The organism is Bacillus sp. ISO11, from assembly GCF_003458115.1.
GTDB classification, from domain to species: domain Bacteria; phylum Bacillota; class Bacilli; order Bacillales; family Bacillaceae_G; genus Bacillus_A; species Bacillus_A cereus.
In genome coordinates this window covers 230,335-256,901 of sequence record NZ_QXCO01000004.1, presented here as the reverse complement: position 1 = coordinate 256,901, position 26,567 = coordinate 230,335, and the positions used below count along the sequence as shown (strand labels likewise).

The window sequence follows — 26,567 nt, the reverse complement described above, 5'->3', positions numbered from 1 at the left end:
AACCCAATACACCATTTTTTCTATAAGCAGCACGCCATCTACTTCCCGATGACATAACTCGTTTCATTCCAATCATATCTATATCAAAACCACATTCTTCAAAAATATTTCGAGGTAGCTTTCCTTTTTCATTTTCCTCAATAAAAATATGCTTAAATTCCTCTGTATAAGTGATACCTTTCTGACTTACAGATTTTACGTATAGATTATTTGATAGAATTTGAATTTCTCTTTCTGTAAATAGTTTTTTTGTCATTTTCAACATTCTCCGATCCCAATTTTCCTTTTATTATACAAGAAATACCCTATAGAATAGACTTTTTTCAAGTGTCTATTCTATAGGGTACATTTTATTTCGATTCAGTTTTTTTATTCATATCAAATGCGAATATACCCTCGTTATGTAATACGGAGTAAACTTTGTGAAACACACTTTTTAGTTCATCTAAATTAAACTATCACCGGCAGAGATGACCAGTCCCGCAACAAAAATCTAATATACGAGAGTAGGGAAGAGCATCTTGTAAAACGAGGCTGGATAGGAGTATTCAACAAAATGTCCCCAATGTTTATTATAGATGTCTGCTAAAATATCATAATTAGAATAAATTGTTTTTTTAACATATGTATTCACCTAAAAATTAATTAAATTATAATAGTCATGCCTCGTGTTAATTTCAAAACCACATTGTGTATATAGTTTTAAAGCGTGGATATTTTTCGTTTCGACGTCTAACTCAATTGTTGAAACTCCTTCTGTAATAAGAGTATGTACTATATTACAAAGAATATCTTTTCCGTATCCTTTACCTTGATAAGAAGGATGAACGGCGAATCCTGATAGTGTAGTAGATTGCTCTTGTTTAGAAACTGTAATTGTTCCTATCACTTTTCCAGCAATAAGGGCACTGTAAACTTGATGGGAAGATGAATTCATCATTTTTTGTAACCATGTAGCCGTATTTTCTACTGAATCACCAAAAGCTTTACTAGAAATTTCAATAAGATCAAGAAGTGATTCTGAAGGTGCAAGAGTAAGCTGTATATTATTATCTGTTGTTTTTTGAATTTCGTTTGTTTTGAACCCCATACTATATTCACTATATAAATATGGTAACTTCATATGTTTTACAAATTCATTCCCAGAAATAGAATCCCCATTAATAATAAGAAGAGCTTCATCTGTCTCTCTATTTTGTATTTCTTTCATTGCAGTTTGTAAAAGGATAGTTCCGAAACGTTGTTTTCTAAAATGAGGATGTACAAAGCCTATTAGTTCAAGCTTTGTTGGTCTTTCGAAATCATACATATTTAAAGCGCCAATTAATTGAGTACCGTTATAAAGAAGAAAATCGTTTATATAATCTTCATTTCGATTTTTTAAAAAGTTGATATGTAAATCTGAAGAGTAATCAAGATTGTCTTGTTGCCCGCAAATATAAGCCAAATCCTTCATTTGCTGTATTTCACTTTCTGTTACATAACGCTTTTTCTGAATATCCATTGTATACTCCCTCTCATTTGTATTTAAAAATAGGATGGGTGACTTAACCATTTCTTTAATTCCACATTACCTTGCACAGATAACAGTCGGTATAAATAACGATAAGGCTGTCTATATTCTTCTAATTGAGGAATAGACATAATTGTTTCGTAACCACTTTTAAAGGCATGCGCTTATTTTTCTGTAAATTCTATAAATTAATTATATAACAGATGATGTGTTATGAGGATAAAGATAAAAAGATAGACAGCATACTTACATTTATAGTGAAAACTCATTAAAAATATTATATTTCTCTATTTTTGTATGAATTGTCTAAAAATAATGGTGGTAATACTTGAATGTAAGACTCGTATCTTTAAATCTATGAAGAGTAAAAGTAAAATTAAGCATTCATTTATAAGATTGTAAATCACAATAATGTAGACTATAGAAAATATTTCTCAATAATAAAATGAAGAGAAAAGCATGAAGAAGTAGAATGCATTCATTTATAATAGACTTAAATTAATTAATATAATTAATTGTTAATTTTATTATATTAATTGGATAGGAGAGAATGTTATGGCAAATGTACTCGTAATAAATTTTCCTGGGGAAGGTCATATTAATCCAACTTTAGCTGTTGTAAGTGAGTTAATTCAGCGAGGGGAAACAGTTGTTTCTTATTGTATTGAAGATTATAGAAAGAAGGTTGAAGCAACAGGTGCGGAATTCCGAGTGTTTGAGAATTTTCTCTCTCAAATTAATATTATGGAACGAGTAAATGAAGGTGGGAGCCCTTTGACGATGCTATCTCATATGATTGAAGCATCAGAGCGTATTGTTACTCAAATTGTAGAAGAAACAAAAGAGGAAAAATATGATTATTTAATATATGATAATCATTTTCCAGTAGGACGTATTATAGCGAATATTTTACAATTACCAAGCGTTTCATCCTGTACAACGTTTGCTGTTAATCAGTACATTAATTTTCATGATGAGCAAGAATCGAGACAAGTAGATGAAATGGATCCATTATATCAATCTTGTTTAGCGGGAATGGAAAGATGGAATAAGCAGTATGGAATGAAATGTAATAGTATGTATGATATTATGAACCATCCTGGTGATATTACGATTGTATATACTTCAAAAGAATATCAGCCACGTTCAGAGGTATTTGATCAATCGTATAAATTTGTAGGTCCATCAATTGCTACTCGAAAAGAAGTGGGGAGTTTTCCTACCGAAGATTTAAAAAATGAAAAAGTGATTTTCATTTCTATGGGAACAGTTTTTAATGAACAACCTGCTTTGTATGAAAAATGTTTTGAAGCGTTTAAAGATGTTGATGCGACAGTCGTATTAGTCGTTGGTAAGAAGATAAATATAAGTCAATTTGAAAATATCCCGAAAAACTTTAAGTTGTATAATTATGTCCCGCAATTAGAAGTTTTACAGCATGCTGATGTATTCGTGACACATGGTGGTATGAATAGTTCGAGTGAAGCGTTATATTACGGTGTTCCATTAGTTGTAATTCCGGTAACAGGAGATCAGCCATTCGTTGCAAAACGATTGACTGAAGTAGGGGCAGGAATAAGACTTAATCGCAACGAGTTAACTTCTGAATTGTTACGTGAGACTGTAAAGAAAGTAATGGATGATGTGACGTTTAAGGAGAATAGTCGTAAAGTGGGAGAGTCGCTTAGAAATGCCGGTGGATATCAAAGGGCAGTTGAGGAAATATTCAAATTAAAAATGAAGCCGTACGTAAAGATTAAATAGATGTTAAAAACACACTTACTTTTAATTTGTAAGTGTGTTTTTAGTATTACGCGTTCCATGTGTTACATAAAAATAGCGATAAAGGAGAAACTTTTGTGTATATAAATCGATACCTTTGAATTAGTAGTAAAATTACGTTAAAATAATACTAAGAAAATATATAAGTTTTGGGGGTAATGAATGAAGAAAGTATTTGAATACGTATTATTAACAATTGGCTCAATTATAGTAGCAGGTTCATTAGAGCTTATTTTAGCACCTAATGGATTAGTAGATGGCGGGGTAACGGCTATTGCTATTATGGCAAATAAAGTCGCAGGATTGCCGCTTTATGGTGTGTTCTTAGGAATTAATATCCCAATTTTATTATTTACTGCAAAAGTAATGGGAAAGAAATTTTTTATCCGTACATCTTATGCGAATGTAGTTACAACACTCGGATTAATTTATTTAAAACCATTTCCAGCAATTACGACTTCTGAGTTATTAATTGTACTTTATGGTGGAGTACTGTTTGGAATTGGTGTTGGGATTGTTGTTAAAATGGGTGGAGCAATTGACGGTTCGGAAATGTTAGCAGTTTGGATGAATAAACACTTTAATGTACCGATTAGTACATTTTTACTTGCAGTAAATGCAGTTATTTTCATCTTTGTTGCCATTTTATTTTCAATCGAACAAGCGATGTTCTCATTAGCAATTTTCTATATTGTTACGAAGATGATTGATTTTATATTAGATGGTATTAATCAAGGTAAGAGCGTTATGATTATTTCTGGTAAGAATAAAGAAATAGGCGATTTACTTATGAAAGAATTGCAACTATCTGTTACGTATCTACATGGAGAAGGTGGTTTTTTAGGGGAGCATAAGAGAATCATTTATTGCATTACAAACCGATTCATTTATCCGAAAATGAAAGATCTCGTTCTCTCTGTAGATCCAGCCGCTATAATCGAAGCTTCCTATTCAACAGAAACGACTGGTGTGAAACGTCCGGGAAGGAAAGCTAGGTCAGGTGAATAACTAGAAGAAGGCTGTCCAAAAAGTTATTTTGGAACAGCCTTCTTTTTTATTTTGTTGAATTGTTAACATGTTACAAGTTAAATCCACTGTTAAAAAGTTTCCTTGCAACTAGGAAACCAAGCGTCTTTTAATAATGTAGCCAACGTTTCAATTTTATTTTCTGGAATACTACCAAAGCCGAGTAATACGTATGATTCCTTACGTAAATCATTCACGAAATCATATGGAGAAAGTGGGTATAATTTAACGCTTTGTTTTTTAGCGGATTCAATCAGTTCATTTTCATTCATACTGTTATGGACATATAAAACAATATGAAGTCCGGACTGTTCGCCAAGAATTTGAACATTAGCCCCCATTTCTTTCATAATGGATTTTACTAACGCATGATGTTTTCTTTTATATAGTGTACGACTCCGATTAAGGTGACGTTCCCAATTCCCGCTTTGTATAAAGTTAGCAAAAGCAAGTTGTTGTATTGTAGCGACTGTTTGTTTGAAAATTCCATGCAGTTCTTGATATGTTTTTAAAAGGTGTGGTGGTAAAACAACATATCCCATTCGTAAAGAAGGTAAAAAAGATTTTGAGAAAGTCCCCATATAAATAACGCGTTCATTTGAATCAAGACTTTGTAAAGAAGGAATCGGCTTACCAGCGTAGCGAAACTCTCCATCATAGTCATCTTCAATAATGTATCCGCTGCAATCATTAGCCCACTTTAACAATTCTAATCTTCTAGATAAAGGCATAATAATCCCGAGTGGAAATTGGTGTGATGGTGTAACGTATGCGACATTGGAATTTGTATTGTATAAACTAGAAATATCAATACCTTTTTCATCCAATGGTATGGGATGAATTTGTCTATCACAGCTTTTAATGATTGCGTGTATACGGTGAAATCCAGGGTTTTCAATGCCGTATTCTTTTGTAGGGCCAAGCAGTTGAAGTAGTAGCCAGAGAAGTGGCTGCGTTCCGGCGCCAATCACAATTTGATCAGGTGAAGAATGGACACCGCGAGAATGATATAAATATGTTGATATATGCTCTCGAAGAGCGAATTCACCTTGAGGGTCTTCTTTGGCAAATAGTGCATTTTCGTATGTAAGTATGGATTCTTGTAATGCTCGTTTCCAATTTGTAATCGGAAATGCATTTTGATCAATAAGTCCTTGGCTACAATCATATTCAAATTTTTCGTCTATCAAATTGCTCGTCTTCTTTGCTGCATTTCGCTTTTTATTTGGGATAACGTCAATATCGAAATTTGCTACAAAAATACCACGTTTCGGTTTACTTTCTACATAACCTTCAGCTAATAATTGTTGATAAGCTGATTCAACAGTAATGCGGCTAATATTAAGTTGTGATGCTAAATTTCTGTGTGAGGGTAGACGTGTGCCGACAGAAATAGTCCCTTGTATAATTTCAGCTTTTATATATTCGTAAATTTGCAAGTAAATAGGTGTGTTACTTTGTAATTGCAATGGGATAGTAAAATCCATATAAAACTCTCCTTTAAAACTGGCCTTATAAAAAACACTTAAACTGTCACTTAAGTGAAGGGCAGTTACTTTCTATAATAATGATATAACATTTAGAAAATTAAATAAATATTTAGAGGAGAGTTAAAAATGAATGTTAAAGAAGTAGTAACAGAAGAGCAATTACATGAAGTATTACCTGTTTTACAGCAATTACGAATGAAACTTTCAAAAGAGGAAACAAGCTCTTTATTTCGAAATATGAAAGAAGAAAATTATAAACTATTTTCGCTGCGTAATGAGAATGATGAAGTTGTTAGCCTTGCAGGTGTAGCGATTTGTACGAACTTTTATAATAAGAAACACGTTTTCGTATATGACCTTGTAACAGCAGAAGCACATCGTTCAAAAGGACATGGGAAAGTATTACTTTCGTATATAGAGAACTGGGGAAAGGAAAACGAATGTGAGTCTATCGTCCTCACGTCAGCATTTTCAAGAATTGATGCTCATCGTTTTTATGAAAGAGAAGGGTATGATAAGGTGAGTTATTCTTTTCATAAAGAATTATAAAAAATAAGAAGAAGTTGTCCCGCAAAAGTTGGGAACAGCTCCTTCTTATTTTTTAAGTTATTATTAAACCGTAAATAGGTTGTAAGTTATGGTATATGTATTTGAAAAGGTTATATAGTGTATTTTGTCGAATAGTTTTAATTTAATAAAGAGAATGATTGGAGCGCTTATACTTGAAAAAAATAAAGAAACTATCAATCCCTAATGATGCTAGAGTTATCGTCATATCGGATATTCATGGAGAATTAAATCTTTTAAAAGAAGCACTACATAAAGTTAACTTTAAAGATGAAGATTATTTAATTATTAATGGAGATCTTTGCGAGAAAGGACGAGATAGCGTAGGCGTAGTAAACTACGTTATGAATCTTGTAAAGAACAATTCAAAGGTTCACGTTGTTGAAGGGAATTGTGAAGTTTTAGTTGATGCTCTTCTAAATGAAAATCCTGGTCTTATTAATTATTTATGTACGAGGAAGCATTCAATTTTTAATGAATGGCTAGAGCAATTGGGTTTTTCAGTTCATGAGGGCACTTCAATTCGTGAAGTGAAAGAAGCATTGTTAAGTGAATTTTCACAAGAACTATATTGGCTAACAGAGTTGCCAACAGCGATTGAAACAGAAGATTATATTTTTGTGCATGCCGGTCTAGAAGATAGAGTAGATTGGAAAGAAACTGAGCGCAAAAATGCGATAGCAATGCCGGAGTTTTTCAATCAATCACATAAAGCAAATAAGTATGTAATAGTCGGTCATTGGCCTGTCGTGAACTATTCTGAAGAAGCACCGTCTAATAATCCAGTTATTGATAAGGAGAAAAAAATTATTGCAATTGATGGAGGAAATGCAATTAAAGAAGCAGGGCAATTAAACGTATTTATTATTCAGAGGAAACAAACGGGCGATACGTTTTCTTATACATATGTAGACTATTTTCCAGATTACGAAGTAATAGCGGATTTTAATGCGAATTCAGAAATGCAGGGCGGAGTGACATATCCGTATTATTACATAGAGCCTATCGAGAAGATGCAAGATTACACCGTATGTAAACAAAAGGAAACGAATAATGTGCTCACTGTAAAAAATGAATATATGAAACAACTTAAGTCAGGTGAATATACAGTGAAAACCGATATTTCTTGTGCGCAAATAAGCGTTAGGAAGGGAGATATCGTTTCTCTCATTGATGATAGCTGTTCAGGATATGATTTAATTAAAAAAGATGGCGTAGAGGGTTGGATAGAGAAAGGGATTTTAGTTGAGATAGAAAAAGTGAAAAATAAAACATTAAGCTGAAATAGGAGGGATATAACCTCCTATTTTTTTAAAGGAGTAGATTGCTTGCTGTCTTTAATAAGTAAATAAATCGTACTTGGCAGAATGATAAGCGTCATTCCTAAAAGAATTGCTAGTATAGCATAACCTCTATAGGGAGCAGAAACGATAAAAGGAAGTATCGCTAAAAAAATACCTGCTATCATCATTGAAATACTACTAATATTTGAAGCTCTTTTTTCAAGGTACTTATCATTCCATTCTAATGAAACGGTTGATTTAGTCGTATCAATTTTGGAACTGAAATAACCTATTAATATAAATAAAAGCCCTAATGCTAAAAATATGAAATGATCAAGAGGAAGTGAAAAGCCAAGAGCGATGAGGGCGATGACAATATTGACAAAAAATAAGAATAGTAACATTGTGTTGCCGATCCAATGGAGAAATTTCTGGTTACTCGCTGCTTTAGATAAAGCTAAAAATACAAAGAATAAGAAGGAACATATAATTATATTTACGATTACAAAAGTGCTTTTATCCATTGTTGATGTAGGCGTTCCATTAAAGTCCCATTTCGTAACAATACTTAATGGTAAGAAGAAATAGAGAATAATATTTGTCATAATAATAGTAAGAAATAAAGCAATACTAAATCGTTTATTCATTGAATCACCAGCTTTCTAAATCAATAATTGGTACCTTATAACAAAATTATACAATATAATAAATGATATTTGTTTTGATTTTTCAGAAAAAATATTATAATTATATATGAAATAAAGAGGAATGCAGGAGGGAATTATGCAAAACGTTGTATTAAAGGGGAAGAAAGTTACAATTCGTACAATTGAAGAATCAGATATAAAAACATTATGGAATCTCGTGTTTAAAGAAGAAAATCCAGAATGGAAAAAATGGGATGCACCGTATTTTCCGTTTTCAATGCAAGAATACTCATCCTATAAGGAAAAGATGCAAACTCGTTTAAAAGAAGAACCGCTATCCAATTTAATTATAGAAAATAACGGTCAAATCATTGGGACAGTTGGGTTTTATTGGGAATACAAACCGACGCGTTGGTTAGAGATGGGGCTTGTGATTTATGACCCAACATACTGGAATGGTGGATACGGTACAGAAACATTGACATTATATAGAGATTTGCTATTTGAAAAAATGGAGATTGGTAGAGTAGGAATCACGACTTGGTCTGGCAATGAACGAATGATGAAAGTAGCGGAGAAAATAGGAATGAGCTTAGAAGGTAGAATGCGAAAGTGTCGTTATTATAACGGAACATACTATGATTCTATTCGAATGGGCATGATTCGTGAAGAATGGGAAGCGCTATGTGTAACGAAGGGGTGAGAAAGATTGTACGCTATTATTGCTACATTTGATCGTGTGTTTACTAATAAAATTACAGAACTGCAAAATGAATTAACAAATGTAATTGGAACAAATCAACTAGCTGGAGTAGAACCTCATATTACGTTAGCTGATTATAATGAGTTAGATGTTCATTTGTATACTGAGAAACTAGGGGAGTTTGTAGCTATTCAAGAAAATATGGATGCAGTAACTTTTCCTTCTGTTGGAATTTTTCCTACTAATGGAACGGTCTTTCTAGCGCCGACTGTTACCAATGAATTGTTAAAACTTCATCATTCTTATCATGATTATTTTAAAACTTTTCATGACAACCCAAATTCATATTACGTACCGGGAAAATGGGTACCGCATTGTACAATTGCAAATAGATTACATACAAAGCAGTTTTTAAGTGTAATGGAATATATTTATGAGAAATTTGATTTTGTAACAGCTTCAATTGAGAAATTAAAATTAATTAAGGTGAATTATGAAAATGGTTCTGCCATTTCTTCTAGTATATTAGCAGAATATAATTTAAAGAGAATGGAGACATCGAGATGACATATATAATTAGAGAAATGAAGCAAGAAGATATTCATGCTGTACAATCAGTAGCAAAAATAGCTTGGCATGATACATATGAAGGCATTATTCCAAGAGAAATTCAAGACAGTTTTTTAGACGAGGCATATTCTGATGAAAAAATGAAATATCGTCTTAAAAATACGCATTTATTCGTTGCGGAAGAAGAAGGAGAAGTAATAGGGTTTGCGAACTTTTCACCTGTTAGACTACAAAATGAAGCGGAATTAGGTGCGATTTATTTGTTACCAGATCAGCAAGGAAAAGGGATCGGAAGTGCTTTATTACAAAAAGGAATTAAAGCATTAAATGGGATACGGAAATTGTACATACATGTAGAAGCAGCAAATGAAAAAGGAAAACGCTTTTATGAAGCGAAAGGTTTTGCTGAATTAGAGCAATTTGAAGAAGACTTTGAAGGACATATGATGCAGACAGTAAGGATGGTTTTATACGTATAAGGAGAACTAGTAATGAAAATTTTTGATTTTAGTGAAAAAGTAGGAAAGCACCTATCAGTATTTCAATCTAATTTCATCATGTCGAAAATAGTAAACCATCGAGGAAATATACATATTGGTGCTATGCATTTACACGAGAATGGAATCATCGGTAATCATGAAGCAGTTGTATCTCAACTGCTTCTTATTGTGGAAGGAGCTGGATATGTATGTGGGGTAAATAAAGAAAAGATAAAGATAGAGGCGGGACAAGCTGTGTTTTGGGAAAAGGGAGAGCTCCATGAAACAAGTACAGAACACGGATTAACAGCAATTGTTATGGAAGCGGAGAATCTTGAACAAGCGATAGTAATGCCTATTATTCAAGGGGAGTTGTGAAAAATGATTGTTAAGGCGAATCAAGAAGATACCAATGAAATATTAAAATATTCGGCTCAATCGCTTTTTGAAGGGACGAGAGGGAATTGTCAATTAAGTACCGAGAAAGCAATTGAGATTACAAAGCCGATTGTAGAAAAAGGAGCATACTATTTAATCGTTAAAGAAAAAAATAAAGTAATGGGATGGATATTAATAGGGGAAAATACAGACTATTTTTCTCGTGAAAAACTTGGATTTATATATGAATTGTACGTTTTCCCAGAATATCGCGGGAGAGGATTATCGCGAGAACTGATGGAAGCTGGTATTAAGGAATTAAAGGAGAAGTATTCAGAAATTCGGTTGAATGTATTTGCTGGGAATTTTGCAAAAGAGATGTACGAAGAGTTTGGGTTTGTTGAAAGGCAGGTAATTATGACTTTGAAGTGAGTAGAATAGTCTGAATGAGAGAAGAGAAAATAATGATTTAGTGGCTACTTTATCGCTGGAATTTAAAGCGAATAAGTATAAAATAGATGGTTTGCCTTTATTTTATAGTAGATTTATAGAGTGTGCTTAAAAACAAATAAATTAGTATTATACAATATATCGTTATTATAGTAAAAGAGAAATTTTGGAAAAATATCATTTTTTTGTTTAGAAATTTTTAAATTATTGATATAATCAATTTGTAGAATTGATTATTGGTTAATTTTACTATTTTTTAATTTTAAGGGGGATTTAATAATGGCAGGACAAATTCGTATGTCACCAGAGGAGCTTAAATCGAAAGCGACTCGATATGGACAAGGTGCAAATCAAATTGAGGACATTTTACGTCAACTACAAAACTTACAAAATGAATTAAGAGGAGAATGGGAAGGTCGTGCTTTCGAAGGTTTTGACCAACAGTTCAATCAATTAAAGCCAAAAGTACAAAACTTCGCACAGCTATTACAAGAAATTAATATGCAGCTTAATAAAACTGCAGAAGCTGTTGCTAGACATGACGAAGATCTTTCTCGTAATTTCGGTCTACAATAAGACAGATAAAAAGAAATATATAATTTAGCCATGCAACCATACGTTGTATGGCTAAATTACTTTAAAACTAGAGTAAGATACGAAGTCTTTCATTAGATAGACTCGCAGTCGCAGGAGTGATAAGTAGTGAAAAAGTTCAAATGGAGCATCTTGTTGTTTATTATTTTAGCTCTTGTACTATCAACAGGGGTCTCCTATTTAGCATTAAATCAAAATGTTAAGAAAGCTAATGAGAATACTACACCAAAAATGACAGTTGCGTTGGTAAATGAAGATCAGGGCACTGTATTTGAGGGCAATAAAATAGCGTTTGGAGATCAATTTGTTAAAAATGTAAATAAAAATACGAAACAAGAATGGTACGTAGTTAGCCGCGGGGTAGCAGAAAATGGATTGAAAAATAATAATTACAATATGATGATTGTTATTCCAAATGATTTTTCTAGGAAGGCAGTTGCGATTGATTCAGAGATTCCAGAGAAATTAACGTTAAACTACAAAGTAAATGCAACTGGGAATAAGGATTTGAAAGCTGAGGCAGAAAATACAGCTTCTGTTATTTTAGAAGATTTCAATAAGCAAATAATCGACGTTTATTTTGCGAGTATTATCGGTAAGCTACAAGGTGCACAAGATAATATAGGTAAAATAATTGAAAAAGGAAACGTTCAAACAACTATGTATAAAAAAGATATACATAGTCCGTTAGCAAATTACACAAATCAATTTAAAACAGTACAAGATTATACAGGTGTTTCTGTTAATAGTTTCAAAGGATTTCAGGATGTTTTAAAAGGTTTCGGTCAAGCGTTAGATGAAGGGAATAAATCTAACAGTACGTACTTAGATGGTTTTAATAACTTTCAAAAAATGCAAACTGATAACAATTTGTTAGCGAATAATTTCACAAATCAATTCAATCAATATATGAATGATATGAATACAGGCGATGCTTTAAAGCAATTAAGTGCATTGGAATCCGCTAATAAAATTATTTCAAATCAATTTACGTTTTCAGAGAAAGAACCGAATATTTTAACTGATGCTGCAGCGATTCAAAAATATTTAGCAGATGTAAAAAAACAAGTATCTGAATATGATACAGAACTTGCAGGAAAGTTAGAAAGTGATATTCAAGAGACGGTAATTAAGAAGTTAAAGCAATCTATGTCGAATGATGGAAAGCAAGAAATCTTTATAAATACATTAATGAAACAACCAGATGCTCGAATAAAGAAACAAATCGAGAATTTAATTGCGAAATTACCTAGTTTAAACATGGAAGAAATCGGTCAAAGTGATTTGCCAGATACAACGAAATTACAACTGCAAAATGTAATTCAATTTACAAAAAAATATAATAAAGAAAATAATTTTTATTATGATCCTGTAAATAAAATATCTTTAGGAAACGCTATTAAAGAAGTAAAGGATAGACTTTATACAGAGGGAATTACATTTAGTGATACTGCGAAAGTAATTAAAATGGAATCTCCGCAAATTTTGAAGATAAGTATTCCGGAAGAGTTTGAACTATATGGAAGTACAGAAGCTTTGAAGATTGATGATGTGGATTACACAAGTATGTTTCTGGAGAAAAACGGAGAAATCACTATACCTCCTCGTAATGAAGGGGATATAAAAATTAATCTGAATGTGAAGTTAAAAGATCCAAACATCAATATAGATGTTTTCTCTCCTGTAATGTGGCAGTGGGAATTGAGTGGGACTCATAAAAAAGAAACTAGTCCTGAAAAAGAAAAACCTAACAAAGAAGATAAAGGAACACAAACGGAAAATAGCAAGGTGGAAAATGTGGTTCATAAATCACAGTATGGCATAATGCCGTTAGTACACAATGCTAAAACGCCTATTATCAAAAAAATGGAAAATACAACAGGGAATAACGGAGGAAGCCAAGAGGGTGGATCTGGAACAGGTAATGGAGGAAACCAAGAAGGTGGATCTGGAACAGGTAATGGAGGAAACCAAGAAGGTGGATCTGGAACAGGTAATGGAGGAAACCAAGAAGGTGGATCTGGAACAGGTAATGGAGGAAACCAAGAAGGTGGATCTGGAACAGGTAATGGAGGAAACCAAGAAGGTGGATCTGGAACAGGTAATGGAGGAAACCAAGAAGGTGGATCTGGAACAGGTAACGGAGGAAACCAAGAAGGTGGATCTGGAACAGGTAATGGAGGAAACCAAGAAGGTGGATCTGGAACAGGTAATGGAGGAAACCAAGAAGGCGGATCTGGAACAGGTAACGGAGGAAACCAAGAAGGCGGATCTGGAACAGGTAACGGAGGAAACCAAGAAGGTGGAACCGGAACCGGTAACGAGGGAAACCAAAATCAAGGTGGTAACTCAAAGACTATTGAAAGTACAACGAATAAAGTTATACATCAAAAAACAGAAAAATTAACAGAAAATACATCCAATGTATTAATAAAAGAAGCAGTAGATACAGTCGAAAGTTATCAAGGTTTAATGAGCCTTTACGAAATGTATTATGGGATTGATTTAAGAACGAAAGATGTAGGTCCTAAGTTAGAAGAGGGAAGTTTAGATGCAATTGCGACGGATCAATCTTTGTACTACGTATTAAATAAACAAAGTTTAATTGATTTAATTTCAAATCTTGTTTCATCAAGTATTACTACAGAAATAAAGCAAGATATGTCAGGTTTAAAACAAAAAATAAACTCTTATCAACAATCTATTACTAGTGCGGATCAAAATTCTATGCTACTAGCGGAGAAATTAAATGGAACGACGCAACAAGCAACTAGTATGAATGAAAATTTAGGAGAGTATTTAAAAGGTTTAGCGAAATGGCGTGAGAATAGCTTAAAGCTAGTTGAAGAGCAGCAAGTATTAACAACAAATCATGCTGGTGAGCAAACAGCTATTTTATCGTTAGATTCTGGTATTAAATCATTAATGATGCAAAGTCAGTCATTGGTCGAAAGTTCGAAGCATAGTTTAGCAACTTCAGACGATGTATATAAAACATTTGATCAAATTAATGGACAAGCAAAAGAAATTCAAGACAGCGGAACGACAATTGTTTCAAAAGCTGATCTATTATTAAATGACTTTACGAAGAAAATGGAAGATGATAAATCATTCTCCAAAAACTTTACGAAAATTTTAGCGAATAGCCGTATTGGAGATCGTCAAAATGAGATGCTATATGACTTTTTAGCTAGTCCAGTTCAAAAGCAAAATGATGGAGTAATTGTAGCAGGAAATGCTTTTACACCATACTTAATTGTATTAACTTGTTTCATTGTTGCATTATTTACAGCATACGCAATTGCGAATCAAGAAAAGAAACGAATGCAATCAGATCATTTTGAAGAGAAATTCTCATTAATTGATATGAATGTACCAACTACAGTAGTAGCTTTCGGTATATCAATTGTGGAAGGGATTAGTATAGGTATCATTTCTGGGCGTCTTTTAAAGTTCGGTCAGGATCAAAGTTTACTATGGATTGCGTTCATCACATTTATTATGATGGCGTTTGTATTGGTCTCAACCTACTTATTACGACAAATAAAAATGGTAGGAATGTTTATACTATTAGTATTTTTAAGCATGTACCTATTTTTAACTGAGGCAGTTGGAAGTAAAGTAGATCAAATGTCGTCTGTCGGAAAGATACGTCAATTCTCACCGCTTCAGTATATAGAAAGTTTTCTAAATGATTTTATTAGTGGTAAAGATACTGGGAAAGTTATTTTTGTCGTATTGTTTGTAATTGCCATTATTGGATTGGTTAGTAATCTATTTGTATGGCATAAGAAATGGGAGGAAAAAGAAGTAAATGATCAAACAATGGAGCATAGTGGCTAAGTTATCATTTCTCTCTATCCTTTTACTGTTTGTCGCGCTACCGATAAGGAGCGCGGCTGACAGTTATCTTGGTGATGATGGGAAGATTAAGTTTAAAGTGGATCGACTTGAAGAAAGCGACCAAGAAAAAAATAAAAAGGAACATAAGGAAACAGAATTAGATAAAGCATCGATTGAGTTATTTAACAAAGATATAGAAGAAGAAATTGAGAAAAAGAAAAAGAAAGAACAAAAAGATATGGAAGCTTTGCGAGATTCTCTTTTTACAAAACCAAAAGAGAATAATAGTGTTAAAGATACGAAAAATAGTTTGTTTAGCAGTGAATACATTGTCAGAAAAAGTGCAGATGAAGTAGCGAGTAATGAAACAATGAATGAAGAGCCAATTAGTATAACAATAATATTATTATTTGGCGGCGGCATTCTACTTATTTGCATCGGTATTTATACGGTTCTTCGTAAAAGTTGGAGGTAAAGCGATGGCAATACAAACACATATCAATGTGACAGTAGATTTTAGTAAATGGAATGGAAATACATATGATTTGCGTATTCCGAATCATCAATCTATTAAATATTTATTAAAAAACTTATTAGATACGCTAAAGATTGATAATCATGAAGGTTCACATTTTGTAATTAAAGTGAAAAATAAGTCAATTGTTTTAACAGATAATGATCGTTTAATTGATCACCAAATAACAGATGGAGATATTTTGCAAGTTTTATAAAGAATATTTTTTACTTTTAGTTATTTGAAAATAAGTTATTACGGGTTATAAAGAAAAGGAGAAGAGGATAAACATGACGGAAAAAATAATTCAAATTGATGCAATGAACTATCAATTTCAAATAGAAAAAGAAAATTGGAAATTGGAGATGACCAAATCTCAAACACGTATAAAATACTTCCGTCAATTCGATATAATTACGGGCGAATCATCTGAATTTGTACCATTAACAATAGAAGAAACGGATGATATGTTTACGTTTCTATATCAAGTAGATAAAAAATTATATAAGTGGGACGATCTTAGCCGTTTTGGAAGAAATGAGAAATTAAGACTACTTCGGAATGTTGCGCAGTTTCGTAAATATTTAAATAAACGAATCACGTTCTTTTTACATCCAGACAATATAGTTTTTAATGCTAATTTAATACCAAGTATTATACATAGAGGAATTCGAGATATTGTTCCGCCAACCCCGTTATTAGAAGAGCAATTTTTAACACAATATAAGTGTCTAATTATTGCTTTATTCTCCCAAAAACATAACTTTGATGATTTGTATGCTGGGTTACTAAAAGATGCAAAAGAAACAACATTTGAACAGACCGTTGCTCAAATGGAAAGCTTAGATGCATTACTGCAGTTTCTTGATGACAGCTTTGAGAAGGAACAAACAAAAACAGAAAAAAATATGCAGTTAGTACCTAAAAAAAGCTATAAATCGTTTAAATACTTAGCTTTTTCCTTCATAGCGGCGACAGTTATTTTAGCTGCTCCTTTAATATATTTCACTTTTATAAAATTTCCTTATCAAAATAAATTGTTAGAAGCAAATGCAAGTTTCATAGCAACTGATTATGACAAAGTCATTACGCAATTGAATGAAGAGGAGTTTGAATCATTACCGATTGCATCTAAATATGAGTTAGCATTTGCATACATTACAGCTGAAAAACTAGGTGAAGCTCAAAAGAAATCGATTATGAAAAACATTAGTTTGAAAAGTGATGAAAAGTATTTGCTGTATTGGATGTATAACGGAAAAGGTAATTTTGATAAATCATTAGATTTAGCTAAGACACTTGATGATCCTCAGCTTATTATGTACGGCCTTGTTAAACAAATTGAATCACTGAAAAATAATCCAGATTTATCAGGGGAAGAACGTGATCAAAAGTTAAAAACATATGAGCAACAATTAGATGAATATAAAAAGAAATATGGCAATTCATCAAACGATAAAAATTTGTCGGACACAGAGAAAAAAGAGTAAGCACTTGATGAGACAGTTGAAAAGGAGCAGTGAACACGGATGGAGCAACTATTAGTATTGACTTATGGAGACAAAATATATAAGTGCACATTACATCCAAATGAGCAATCAATAGTGTCGATTGGAAAAGAGTGGACAAATGATATTACGAATCCAAGTTTAGAACAAGAAGTAGAGTTAAAGTGGAATAATGAAGTAAATGCTTGGATGGTACAGGATCAATTAATAGAATTCAATAAGGAAATTGAGATTGGGAAAACAAGAGATATGAGCTTGAAAATCTTTATATCTATTGTTGGCACAACTAAAGTGTTTGATATTGGAACGAAACATTCTCTTACAGTGAGTCAAAACGATTACGATGATATTTCTATTACCGGGACTAGTGTAGATTTAATGCTATCTCGCGAAACGTTGTACGATTCTTTTAAAGTGAACGTGTATGGCGGGGATGTATTTCATAATTATACGAAGTTAAAAGATAGCGTTATGTTGGAATCAGGAGACGTATTATATTTTGATGGTATTTTATTGGAGATTGGTAGTGAAGACATTCAAGTACTTTCTTCAGAAGATAAAGTGAAATCTGCGTTACCTATTTTAGTAGAATCAGAAACGAATTATCAAAGTGGTTATCCAGACTATCATCGTTCACCACGTATTATTTACCGTGAACCAGAAGAGAAAATGACAATTGCAAAGCCTTCAAGTATGCCATCAAAACCAACGGAGCATTTAGCAAGAATCATTGCACCTTCACTTGTCATGATTGTCGTAACAGTATTACTTGCAATTTTCATGAAATATGGAATGTTTATTATCGCATCGATTGCGATGACATTAGTAACAATCATTGTTTCTGTCACATCGTATATTAAAAATTTGAAGCAATATAAAGTCGACATTGTTGAACGAGATAAAAGCTATAGAGAGTATATAAAACAAAAAACGAAAGATTTACATGCAGAAAGTGAAAAACAGCGTCACGCATTACATTATCACAATCCAAATGTAGAAGTAATACGTAATATGGCAGTTCAAGTAAATCCTAGAATTTATGAAAAAACAATGTTACATCATGATTTCTTAACATTTAGCGTTGGAACAGGACAAGCTAATACGAGTTTTGAAATTCAATTTAATGAAGAAGAATTTAGTCAAACGAAAGATGAATTAATCGATATAGCACGTGAACTAAGACAGCGTTATCTATCATTGGAAGATGTACCAGTTGTAACAGATTTAATGAATGGACCAGTCGGTTATATTGGCCAACGCTCTTTAGTGTTAGAGCAATTACAATTATTAGTTGCACAAACGGCTTTATTCCATAGTTATTATGACTTGCAGTTTATTACTATTTTTCCGGAAGAAGAAAAAGAAAAATGGGATTGGATGCGCTGGTTACCTCATGGAAGTGTTCGCGATATAAATGTACGTGGATTTGTATACCATGATCGTAGCCGTGATCAAGTGTTAAATAGTTTGTATCAAATATTGAAAGAACGAAAATTAAAACTAGATGAAAAAAGTTCTACTAATGAAAAAATGTACTTTGCACCGCACTATGTCGTTCTCATTACAGATGAAAAACTAATATTAGACCATGTTGTTATGGAATTTTTTAATGATGATCCGAGTCAATTAGGTGTATCACTTGTATTTGTACAAGATGTTATGCAAAGTTTACCGGAGCATGTGAAAACGGTAATAGATATAAGAGATGCAAAACAAGGGAACATCATCTTAGAGCAAGGAGAGCTTGTTAACCGTCAATTTAAACTAAATCACGTACCGAAAGGGTTCAATTTAGAAGATATTTCACGGGCATTAGCACCATTAAATCATTTGCAAAACTTAAAAAATAGTATTCCAGAAAGCGTAACATTTTTAGAAATGTACGGCGTTGAAAAAGTAAAAGAACTGAATATCACAAGTCGTTGGGAGAAAAATGCAGCGCATAAATCTTTAGCTGTACCACTTGGATTACGTGGTAAAGAAGATATCGTAAACTTAAACTTACACGAAAAAGCACACGGACCACACGGATTAATAGCAGGTACAACAGGTTCAGGTAAATCGGAAATTATACAATCGTATATTTTATCTCTAGCAGTCAATTTCCATCCTTACGAAGTAGCCTTTCTACTCATTGACTATAAAGGCGGCGGTATGGCGAATTTATTCAAAAACTTACCACATTTATTAGGAACAATTACGAACTTAGATGGAGCACAAAGTATGAGAGCGCTCGCATCAATTAAAGCTGAATTACAAAAAAGACAACGATTATTTGGCGAAAATGATGTAAACCATATTAATCAGTATCAAAAACTGTATAAAGAAGGCTTAGTAAGTGAACCGATGCCACATCTATTTTTAATTAGTGATGAATTCGCGGAACTGAAGTCAGAACAACCAGAATTTATGAAAGAGTTAGTTTCAACAGCGCGTATCGGTCGTTCACTCGGAATTCATTTAATATTAGCTACGCAAAAACCAAGTGGTGTTGTAGATGATCAAATTTGGAGTAACTCGAAATTCAAACTAGCATTAAAAGTTCAAAATACGTCAGATAGTAATGAAATTTTAAAAACACCAGATGCTGCTGAAATTACATTACCAGGACGTGCTTACTTACAAGTAGGGAATAATGAAATTTATGAACTATTCCAATCAGCTTGGAGCGGAGCAGACTATGTAGAAAACAAAGAGGATAAAGAACATTTAGACGCAACAATCTATGCAATAAATGATCTAGGACAATATGAAATATTAAGTGAAGATTTAAGTGGACTTGGTAGCAGTAAAGAAGTAATAAGCGTACCATCTGAACTGGATGCTGTTATTGACTACATTCACGATTACGCAGAAATAAATGAAATTGAAGCATTAGCAAGACCGTGGTTACCACCACTTCCAGAAAGCGTATATTTACAAGACTTACACGCTATTCAGTTCAAAGAAGCATGGACGAAAGAAAAGAAACCATTACAAGCAACAATTGGTCTACTAGATCAGCCTGAATTACAATCACAAACACCATTAACACTAGATATTAGTAAAGACGGACACGTAGCGGTCTTCTCAAGCCCTGGCTACGGAAAATCAACATTCTTACAATCAGTCATTATGGATGTAGCTCGTCAGCATAGTCCGGAGCATTTGCATGTGTATTTATTAGACTTCGGAACAAATGGCTTAATGCCATTAAAATCTTTACCGCATGTGGCAGACATCATTACATTAGACCAAGTTGAAAAATGCGAGAAATTTCTTCGTCGCATAGAAGACCTATTAAAAGATAGAAAGCAATTGCTAAGTAAATATGGTGTTGCGAGTCTTGAAATGTATGAGAGAGCTAGTAAAGAAGTATTACCAACAATATTAATTACGTTAGATAACTATGATGCTGTTAGAGAAGCTGGATTTGTCGAAGACTTTGAACGCATTATTGCACAAATTGTACGTGAAGGGGCAGCAGTAGGAATTCATTTAATGCTTACGGCTACACGTCAAAATGCATTGAGAGTACAAGTAAATACAAATATTAAACTACAAATTGCTCTATATATGATAGATGAGGCAGAATCTAGAGCTATTGTAGGAAGAACAGAGTTAAAAATTGAAGAATTAGCAGGCCGTGGTTTAGTTAAAATTGACGAACCAACAATATTCCAAACAGCTTTACCGACAAATGGAGAAGATGTCCTTACTCGAATTGAAAATATACAAGCTGAAGGAAAAGAGATGGATTCCTTCTGGGATGGAGAAAGACCGAAAGCAATTCCTATGGTACCTGAAGTTCTGGAATACAAGGAATTCATTGCATGGCCAGAAACAAGAAAAATTATTGAAGCAGGCAAACTAACATTTGGTGTAGAGACAGAAAACGTTACGCCTCTCGAATTAGATTTAACGGAAGCGTCTAATATTGTTGTAGGGGGAATTAAGAAAGATGAAGTTGAAAATGTAGTTCATCAATTCCTTCAACAGTTAGCAGACAGTGGACACTTTGACCTAGGTTTAATTGATACAAGAACACGAAATTTCTCAAACTATAGAGAGAGCGCTGCTTTATATGTAGCTGAAAAAACAGGAATTGAGAAAACGATTAAACAAGTTACAAACGCTTATAAATCGAGAGAAGCGGCGTTTAAAGAGGAGCAGGAAGCATCAAGTGAAACAGTGAACCCGGCAGAATTTATTAAGAAATTTAAGCCGATTGTAATCGTAATTGCAGATGTAAATGATATTTTAAGTAATTTAGAAGATAGCGATATATATAGTTTAGCGGAATTAATAACAAATGGTGCATTTATGGGCATCCACTTCGTAATTGGCTGTGATGTTGATTCAATTGACAGTCGATACGACTTAGTTTCAAAAACAATAAAAACGCAATCTCATGTTATTTTACTTAGAAAATCATCAGGCCAAATGGTCTTCGATGTATCTAATAAAGATTTAAGTAGTACAAAATTAAATCCATTTGAAGGGTATTTTGTTGAAAATCGTTTTGCTACTAGAATTAAAGTGCCAACTATTTAAGGGGGGATTTGCATGGGGATAGAGGAATTAAATAGTCAAAAATCTGGTTTATTAAGTAGTATAAGTCATCAACAAGGGCAATTGGCTGAACTACAAATGAAACTAAGAAGGCTAATAACTGCTAAGGGGAAATTTGTAAATAATCTTGAAGCAATTAAACAAAATCAAGAGCAGTTTAAGTCCTTAGAAATAAACGAGAGTAGTTGGAAAGGGCAAAGAGCAACTACTTTTAAAGAAACATATGAACAACAAGTCATTTCGAATTTAGGGAAGTTTATCGGAGAACTAGGGAGAGTGCAAGAAGACATCGATCAAGCTATACGGCGGCTTGAAAGAGAAATCGCTACATGTGAGTCTAGTATTCTTTCTCTAAGTAGAAGTGTTTCAATGGTTGACGCTAGTATTCAAGTAGAAGTACAGAAGGCGGGGAAATGATAAATGGGGGAAATTAAATTAAATAAAGGGGTATTTGATGCGAAAGTAAGTGATTTGAAAAGTGGTGCTAGTGATTTAGGTAAGACTAAATTTAATGGTATGCAGTTACATCGTACGAATTTAAGTAAACTGAAAAAATATTGTGAAGCGATTGAAAAGTTATCGAAAAAAGTGCAGCAATATGAACAAATACTACAAAAGGATATTAGTAGAATTCAGCAAACAGGACAAGAAATGGTTCAGCAAGATGAAAAGCTTGGAAAAGATTTGAAAGACAGTTCAGCTCACCGTGCTATGTAAAGGGATAGGAGGGGGAAAATATGAGCAAAATCATAGAGTTACAAGAAGTAAAAGAACTGCAAGAGCGGTTTAATTCAAGTGCTGAAGAGTTAAATCAACATTTGGAAACATTGCAGCAAAAAATAGAGGACTTTACACAAATTAACTCTTTTCAAGGGAAAGCTGCTGATACTATTAAGAATCATTTATCTACAGTTCATGGAGCTGTTATCACGGGATTTACAGTTACAACGGAAATGTTAAAAAGTCAATTTCAAAAAGCAGTAGAGGAGTTTAACAGTCAGGTCGATAGCGATGCAGATGCAAAAATTCATGGAAGTTATTTGGATGATGTAAAGAAAAAAGTTAATGGATATAGTGAGGGATTTAGCCACTCTAATGAAGAGGCGAAAAAAACAGTAGGTACGATTAGTGACATCGTCGCAATTCAATATCCATCATCATCAAGCATCACTGAAGGCGCTGTAAAAAGCCAAAAAGAAATCAGTGATACATTAGAAAAATTAGAGACTTATAATAGTAAGCAAAGTGACCTGCAAGAGTTTGATGAATTAATGCGTAAGATAGATGAGGGAATGAAACAAATAAAAGTGAATAATGGGAATTTGTCTATCGCTTCAATAGGGAAGTTATTAGCTGACACATCAATTGGAAATATCATTAAGGGATTGGCAGATGGCATGACTAAGTTTGATATTGGGAACAAGGGAGCTAAGGCTACTTTAAATGCCTACATACGTATGCATTATGTTACAAAGAAATTGGGTTTGGAAGTCCTTTTTGATCCTAAAGGCCGAAAAGGTAAAGGGGCATATACATTATCGACTTCTAAGAAAGAAGATATGGTTTTAGCAGAAAGAATACTTAAAATGGATAATAAAGATGACGTTTTATTCAAATATTTAAAGGATAAATTAGAATTTAAATTCGAGGGTTTGAAAACAACAAAGGAACAAATAAAAAAGGCACGCAGAAATATTTATAAATTACCAGAGTTTCAAAATTACGCAGATTTTCGGATGGATCGGGAGAACAAAGGATTGCCTACCGCGATTGGGAAAAAAGGACTGAGTTCATTTAAAGCTGCTTGGGCAGACGGCTTAAAGGATATTAATCCTATGAAATGGAAAGAATCGTTTAAAGGCCTAGGTAAAGCAGGAGGGATATTGAAAGGAGCAGGTATTTTTGGAGCGGTTGTGTCAGTTGGAGGTAATGTTGTAGACGCTAAGCAAGGTGTAGATGATAGAAAAGATGGTTGGCAGTTAAAAGATGTAGTAGATATAGCAACAGATTCAGCTGTAGATATTGGAGCAAATGCTGGAGCGATGGCAGCTGGTGCTGTAGCAGGATCGTTTTTCCTTCCGCCGCTTGGTACTGTGGTTGGGGCTGGTGTTGCAGTGGTTGCTACGGCGGGACTGAATTACAAATGGAAAGCACTTGGTGGTAAGGACAATATCATTGATATTACTAAAAAAGGAATTAAAAATGTAACTGGAAAGGTAACAGAAAAACTTAAAACTGTATTTTGGTAATTAGACTACACGAGAGGTGCATATAGGATGATGTGGAATATAAAAGAGGAAGAATTAGATAAATTTAGAATGACATGTAGACAACGTTTAAGCCCTGAAAGTGCTGTGGGATTTATGCTTGGAACAATATTTTATATTTCGATATTTATGTTTGTTATTCTTGTAGGAGGTTTGGATTACTATAACAATTTTTTTGATAGAACAATTGTTAAGACCGAAATTGTGTTATTTAGTATTCAAATTATATTTTTAATTATATTTCTATTTCCGAAAGCGTGTTTTAAACTTCAAAAATTACAAACACTAGTCATATTACTTTATGCGTTTCAACTCGGAACAATATTATTTGCAGTTTCGATTGTTTCTGAAATGGCTGATAATTCAAATGGTAGGATATATACAGGGCTATTATTTTTAGGGGCAGTTATTGTTCATATTGTGTCAACGATTGATACATTTAAACAGGCAAGTGAAGGAGCGTTTAGTAGCGATGAAAGGTCCAGTTCGTTTTTTACTAAAACAAAAGGAAATGTTATAAAGGGAGCTACAATATACGTATTAATACTTCTTATTTTGTTGTGTTTTCAACATGATTATACAATTGATTTTTTAGTTATGTATGTGGTAGGTACTGTTTTAATGTATACGATAGCCATCGGTGCAGCTGAATTTCAGCTATTAGCGTATTGCAGATTTAAATTCCCTTCATTTAACATATCGTGGGAGCAACATAAAAGAGAGTCTCCAAGATATCAAAAGAAAAATAAAAAAGGTAAATCAAAACGTAAGGCGTAAAGGAAATGAGTATAGTAGATTTAAATGTTCGTCATTTACTATAATGTGGAAGGAATATGAAGGAGAGCGTAAGTGAAATTTGAAGAAACATAAAAAATATAGCCAAGAGAAAGTATAGTAAAAGGAGTAGTTATTATGAAAATTCAATATAAAGCATTATCACTTTTAAATTTAATTAGTATTACTCAAATTGTAAAAAAAGAAGATTGGTTATTACCTGCTATCGCACTGAGAAATCAAGTTGTTCATAATGGAATATATGCAGTAGGTCCCGTTCTTTTTAAATATCAGCCATTGGAAAATGAACCAGAGTACGGTGAATATACGTATTCTGTTCCAGTAAATGAGCGTGTTAAATTAGGAGAGAATTCTGCATATGAATACGTTGATGGATTAATTATTGAAGAGGCATTAAGTGTTCGATTTACTGATGAAGATGGTGATATTGAGGAGGCTTATAATTTAATACATGAGTTTGCAGAACAGCATCATATTAAATTAGATAACGGTTTTTATCACGTATGTTTAGACGTATACGGTGACATGTGGCTAGATATTTATGCTCCTATTATAGAAGTAGGTGAAACAATAAAATGATAATTGAAGGACAAAGTATTGCATATACAAATGTTGTTTCGAAAGAGTACTATTTTCATTACGAAGATATGGAAGAAGCAATTGAACATTTTATGTCAGAAATTGCAACAGCGAATTTAACAGTAAAAGGTCCGATGTTTTATGCTTTGAAAAATATACCATCTGATGAAAATATGTACGTTGAATTATTCATGCCAGTGAATGAAGATAAAATTCCAGCATCAGAAACACTTCAATTTAGGAGCTATTATTATGTTGATGAGATGCTCATGAGACGATATACGGGAGATTATGAAAAATTAACAGAGCAGGTATATGGTGAAATGCTTCTGTATATGGAGGATAATAATCTGAATTTAGCCTCGCCAATTTATCATGTGTTTAGCGGTGATGAGTCTTTACAGTATGTTGAAGTGAAGATTGCTGTATTTAATGAAGAATAATATTTTAAGCTTGTGACTTTTAAAATATGGAAATATCATAAAAGAGATAGTTTTGAATAGGGTTTGGGGAAATGACATAAATAAAACCTTCTCTTCTTGTTAGAATGAGGAGGTTTTTTTATTCTAAAATCTATATGCAATTAATTGAATAGTTCGACATGAGATTTTTCAGTTGGGTCAATCTGTATGGGGAGTAGTTACGTTCTGCAGTTCGCTTTGTTCTTATTTTGAAAGGGAAAATTTATTCGAAAGTCAATTTGGAAAGAGAGAAAGGTGTTATTTTGGATAAAAATCGGAATATTTCGGAAACAGAGAAAAGTTTTTTTGAAAGGACAATAGTATCTATATATAAAGCGTTAGAATTTATAGTGAAATATACAATGATTCTAATAATAATAATTTCAATATTTGTGATAATTGCTGCTGTTTATTTTAAAATATATGAGGGTATAGGGGCAGGTGTATTTCTCTTAATCTCGTCATTATTTGCATATGTGGTGTTTTTTAAGAAAAGTAAAAATGCCTAAATTAATAGTGAAAATAAAATTAAAAAGATTAACTATAATACGTTATTTCAAGAGGGAA

The 26,567-nt window shown here is 33.0% G+C and carries 26 protein-coding genes and 2 pseudogenes; 22 read left to right on the top strand and 6 right to left on the bottom strand.

Annotation, left to right across the window (positions count from 1 at the left end; all coding sequences use genetic code 11):
* The 4 genes and pseudogenes from D1166_RS06490 to D1166_RS06475 all read right to left on the bottom strand — a co-directional run.
* On the bottom strand, positions 1 to 256 hold a 256-nt coding region (locus tag D1166_RS06490), incomplete at its 3' end, for an HTH domain-containing protein (RefSeq protein ID WP_347400119.1).
* A 115-nt stretch (positions 257 to 371) separates the two neighbouring features.
* A pseudogene (locus D1166_RS31730) lies at positions 372 to 634 on the bottom strand (class I SAM-dependent methyltransferase); the annotation flags it as partial.
* Positions 635 to 1,504: a GNAT family N-acetyltransferase gene (locus D1166_RS06480; protein WP_097856129.1), complete on the bottom strand. Its 870-nt coding sequence runs from the start codon at positions 1,502 to 1,504 to the stop codon at positions 635 to 637. It abuts the pseudogene before it with no gap.
* Between the two features lie 23 nt (positions 1,505 to 1,527).
* Positions 1,528 to 1,677, bottom strand: a pseudogene (locus tag D1166_RS06475) (nitrate reductase); the annotation flags it as partial.
* A gap of 391 nt (positions 1,678 to 2,068) precedes the next feature.
* Between D1166_RS06475 and D1166_RS06470 the strand changes: the two are divergent.
* Positions 2,069 to 3,277: a macrolide family glycosyltransferase gene (locus D1166_RS06470; RefSeq protein ID WP_000024495.1), complete on the top strand. Its 1,209-nt coding sequence runs from the start codon at positions 2,069 to 2,071 to the stop codon at positions 3,275 to 3,277.
* A 180-nt stretch (positions 3,278 to 3,457) separates the two neighbouring features.
* On the top strand, positions 3,458 to 4,303 hold the full coding sequence (locus D1166_RS06465) for a YitT family protein (protein ID WP_000755125.1): 846 nt from the start codon (positions 3,458 to 3,460) through the stop codon (positions 4,301 to 4,303).
* A gap of 89 nt (positions 4,304 to 4,392) precedes the next feature.
* Here D1166_RS06465 and pdxR read toward each other — a convergent pair whose 3' ends face one another.
* Positions 4,393 to 5,808, bottom strand: coding sequence for a MocR-like pyridoxine biosynthesis transcription factor PdxR (gene pdxR / locus D1166_RS06460; RefSeq protein WP_000348038.1), 1,416 nt, complete (start codon positions 5,806 to 5,808; stop codon positions 4,393 to 4,395).
* A 129-nt stretch (positions 5,809 to 5,937) separates the two neighbouring features.
* Between pdxR and D1166_RS06455 the strand changes: the two genes are divergently transcribed.
* The gene (locus D1166_RS06455; RefSeq protein WP_001101110.1) at positions 5,938 to 6,360 is read left to right on the top strand and encodes a GNAT family N-acetyltransferase; all 423 of its coding nucleotides are present in this window, start codon (positions 5,938 to 5,940) and stop codon (positions 6,358 to 6,360) included.
* 173 nt (positions 6,361 to 6,533) lie between these two features.
* Positions 6,534 to 7,661, top strand: coding sequence for a metallophosphoesterase (locus tag D1166_RS06450; protein WP_000721384.1), 1,128 nt, complete (start codon positions 6,534 to 6,536; stop codon positions 7,659 to 7,661).
* Positions 7,662 to 7,681: 20 nt separating this feature from the next.
* On the opposite strand, the gene D1166_RS06445 is transcribed toward D1166_RS06450, so the two are convergent.
* On the bottom strand, positions 7,682 to 8,308 hold the full coding sequence (locus D1166_RS06445; protein ID WP_001042100.1) for a DUF1648 domain-containing protein: 627 nt from the start codon (positions 8,306 to 8,308) through the stop codon (positions 7,682 to 7,684).
* Positions 8,309 to 8,444: 136 nt separating this feature from the next.
* On the opposite strand from D1166_RS06445, the gene D1166_RS06440 reads away from it, so the two are divergent.
* The 18 genes from D1166_RS06440 (at position 8,445) to D1166_RS32140 (ending at position 26,509) form a co-directional block, all read left to right on the top strand.
* Positions 8,445 to 9,011, top strand: coding sequence for a GNAT family N-acetyltransferase (locus tag D1166_RS06440; RefSeq protein WP_001181860.1), 567 nt, complete (start codon positions 8,445 to 8,447; stop codon positions 9,009 to 9,011).
* Between the two features lie 6 nt (positions 9,012 to 9,017).
* Entirely contained in the window at positions 9,018 to 9,578 is a 561-nt protein-coding gene (locus D1166_RS06435; protein WP_000270892.1) for a 2'-5' RNA ligase family protein, read from the top strand.
* On the top strand, positions 9,575 to 10,060 hold the full coding sequence (locus D1166_RS06430) for a GNAT family N-acetyltransferase (protein ID WP_000221048.1): 486 nt from the start codon (positions 9,575 to 9,577) through the stop codon (positions 10,058 to 10,060). The genes D1166_RS06435 and D1166_RS06430 overlap by 4 nt, the downstream gene beginning before the upstream one ends.
* A gap of 12 nt (positions 10,061 to 10,072) precedes the next feature.
* Positions 10,073 to 10,438: a cupin domain-containing protein gene (locus tag D1166_RS06425; RefSeq protein ID WP_000688082.1), complete on the top strand. Its 366-nt coding sequence runs from the start codon at positions 10,073 to 10,075 to the stop codon at positions 10,436 to 10,438.
* Positions 10,439 to 10,441: 3 nt separating this feature from the next.
* Positions 10,442 to 10,870, top strand: coding sequence for a GNAT family N-acetyltransferase (locus D1166_RS06420; RefSeq protein ID WP_000635650.1), 429 nt, complete (start codon positions 10,442 to 10,444; stop codon positions 10,868 to 10,870).
* A gap of 297 nt (positions 10,871 to 11,167) precedes the next feature.
* Entirely contained in the window at positions 11,168 to 11,464 is a 297-nt protein-coding gene (locus D1166_RS06415) for a WXG100 family type VII secretion target (protein WP_000918601.1), read from the top strand.
* Between the two features lie 126 nt (positions 11,465 to 11,590).
* The gene (gene esaA, locus D1166_RS06410) at positions 11,591 to 15,325 is read left to right on the top strand and encodes a type VII secretion protein EsaA (RefSeq protein ID WP_118043258.1); all 3,735 of its coding nucleotides are present in this window, start codon (positions 11,591 to 11,593) and stop codon (positions 15,323 to 15,325) included.
* Positions 15,297 to 15,800 (top strand): type VII secretion protein EssA, encoded by a 504-nt coding sequence (gene essA / locus D1166_RS06405; RefSeq protein ID WP_000595655.1) that lies wholly within the window; start codon positions 15,297 to 15,299, stop codon positions 15,798 to 15,800. Before esaA ends, essA begins: the two co-directional genes overlap by 29 nt.
* A 4-nt stretch (positions 15,801 to 15,804) precedes the next feature.
* Complete coding sequence (locus D1166_RS06400) at positions 15,805 to 16,056, top strand: EsaB/YukD family protein (protein WP_001007571.1); 252 nt, start codon at positions 15,805 to 15,807, stop codon at positions 16,054 to 16,056.
* A gap of 73 nt (positions 16,057 to 16,129) precedes the next feature.
* A complete protein-coding gene (gene essB, locus D1166_RS06395; protein WP_097856333.1) occupies positions 16,130 to 17,329 on the top strand; it encodes a type VII secretion protein EssB in 1,200 nt (399 codons plus the stop codon).
* A 39-nt stretch (positions 17,330 to 17,368) separates the two neighbouring features.
* Positions 17,369 to 21,880 (top strand): type VII secretion protein EssC, encoded by a 4,512-nt coding sequence (gene essC / locus D1166_RS06390; RefSeq protein ID WP_097856334.1) that lies wholly within the window; start codon positions 17,369 to 17,371, stop codon positions 21,878 to 21,880.
* A gap of 12 nt (positions 21,881 to 21,892) precedes the next feature.
* On the top strand, positions 21,893 to 22,315 hold the full coding sequence (locus D1166_RS06385; RefSeq protein ID WP_000510565.1) for a YwqH-like family protein: 423 nt from the start codon (positions 21,893 to 21,895) through the stop codon (positions 22,313 to 22,315).
* A gap of 3 nt (positions 22,316 to 22,318) precedes the next feature.
* A complete protein-coding gene (locus D1166_RS06380) occupies positions 22,319 to 22,615 on the top strand; it encodes a TIGR04197 family type VII secretion effector (RefSeq protein WP_000503886.1) in 297 nt (98 codons plus the stop codon).
* A 20-nt stretch (positions 22,616 to 22,635) separates the two neighbouring features.
* The gene (locus D1166_RS06375) at positions 22,636 to 24,147 is read left to right on the top strand and encodes a T7SS effector LXG polymorphic toxin (protein ID WP_097856335.1); all 1,512 of its coding nucleotides are present in this window, start codon (positions 22,636 to 22,638) and stop codon (positions 24,145 to 24,147) included.
* Positions 24,148 to 24,177: 30 nt separating this feature from the next.
* Positions 24,178 to 24,942 carry a hypothetical protein gene (locus D1166_RS06370; protein ID WP_025921922.1) on the top strand — a complete coding sequence of 255 codons (765 nt, stop codon included), beginning with the start codon at positions 24,178 to 24,180 and terminating at the stop codon, positions 24,940 to 24,942.
* A 135-nt stretch (positions 24,943 to 25,077) separates the two neighbouring features.
* Complete coding sequence (locus tag D1166_RS06365; RefSeq protein ID WP_000701784.1) at positions 25,078 to 25,539, top strand: DUF5085 family protein; 462 nt, start codon at positions 25,078 to 25,080, stop codon at positions 25,537 to 25,539.
* Positions 25,536 to 25,982 carry a DUF5085 family protein gene (locus tag D1166_RS06360; RefSeq protein WP_097856336.1) on the top strand — a complete coding sequence of 149 codons (447 nt, stop codon included), beginning with the start codon at positions 25,536 to 25,538 and terminating at the stop codon, positions 25,980 to 25,982. Before D1166_RS06365 ends, D1166_RS06360 begins: the two co-directional genes overlap by 4 nt.
* Before the next feature lie 281 nt (positions 25,983 to 26,263).
* Entirely contained in the window at positions 26,264 to 26,509 is a 246-nt protein-coding gene (locus tag D1166_RS32140; protein ID WP_097856355.1) for a hypothetical protein, read from the top strand.
* Positions 26,510 to 26,567: the final 58 nt, after the last annotated feature.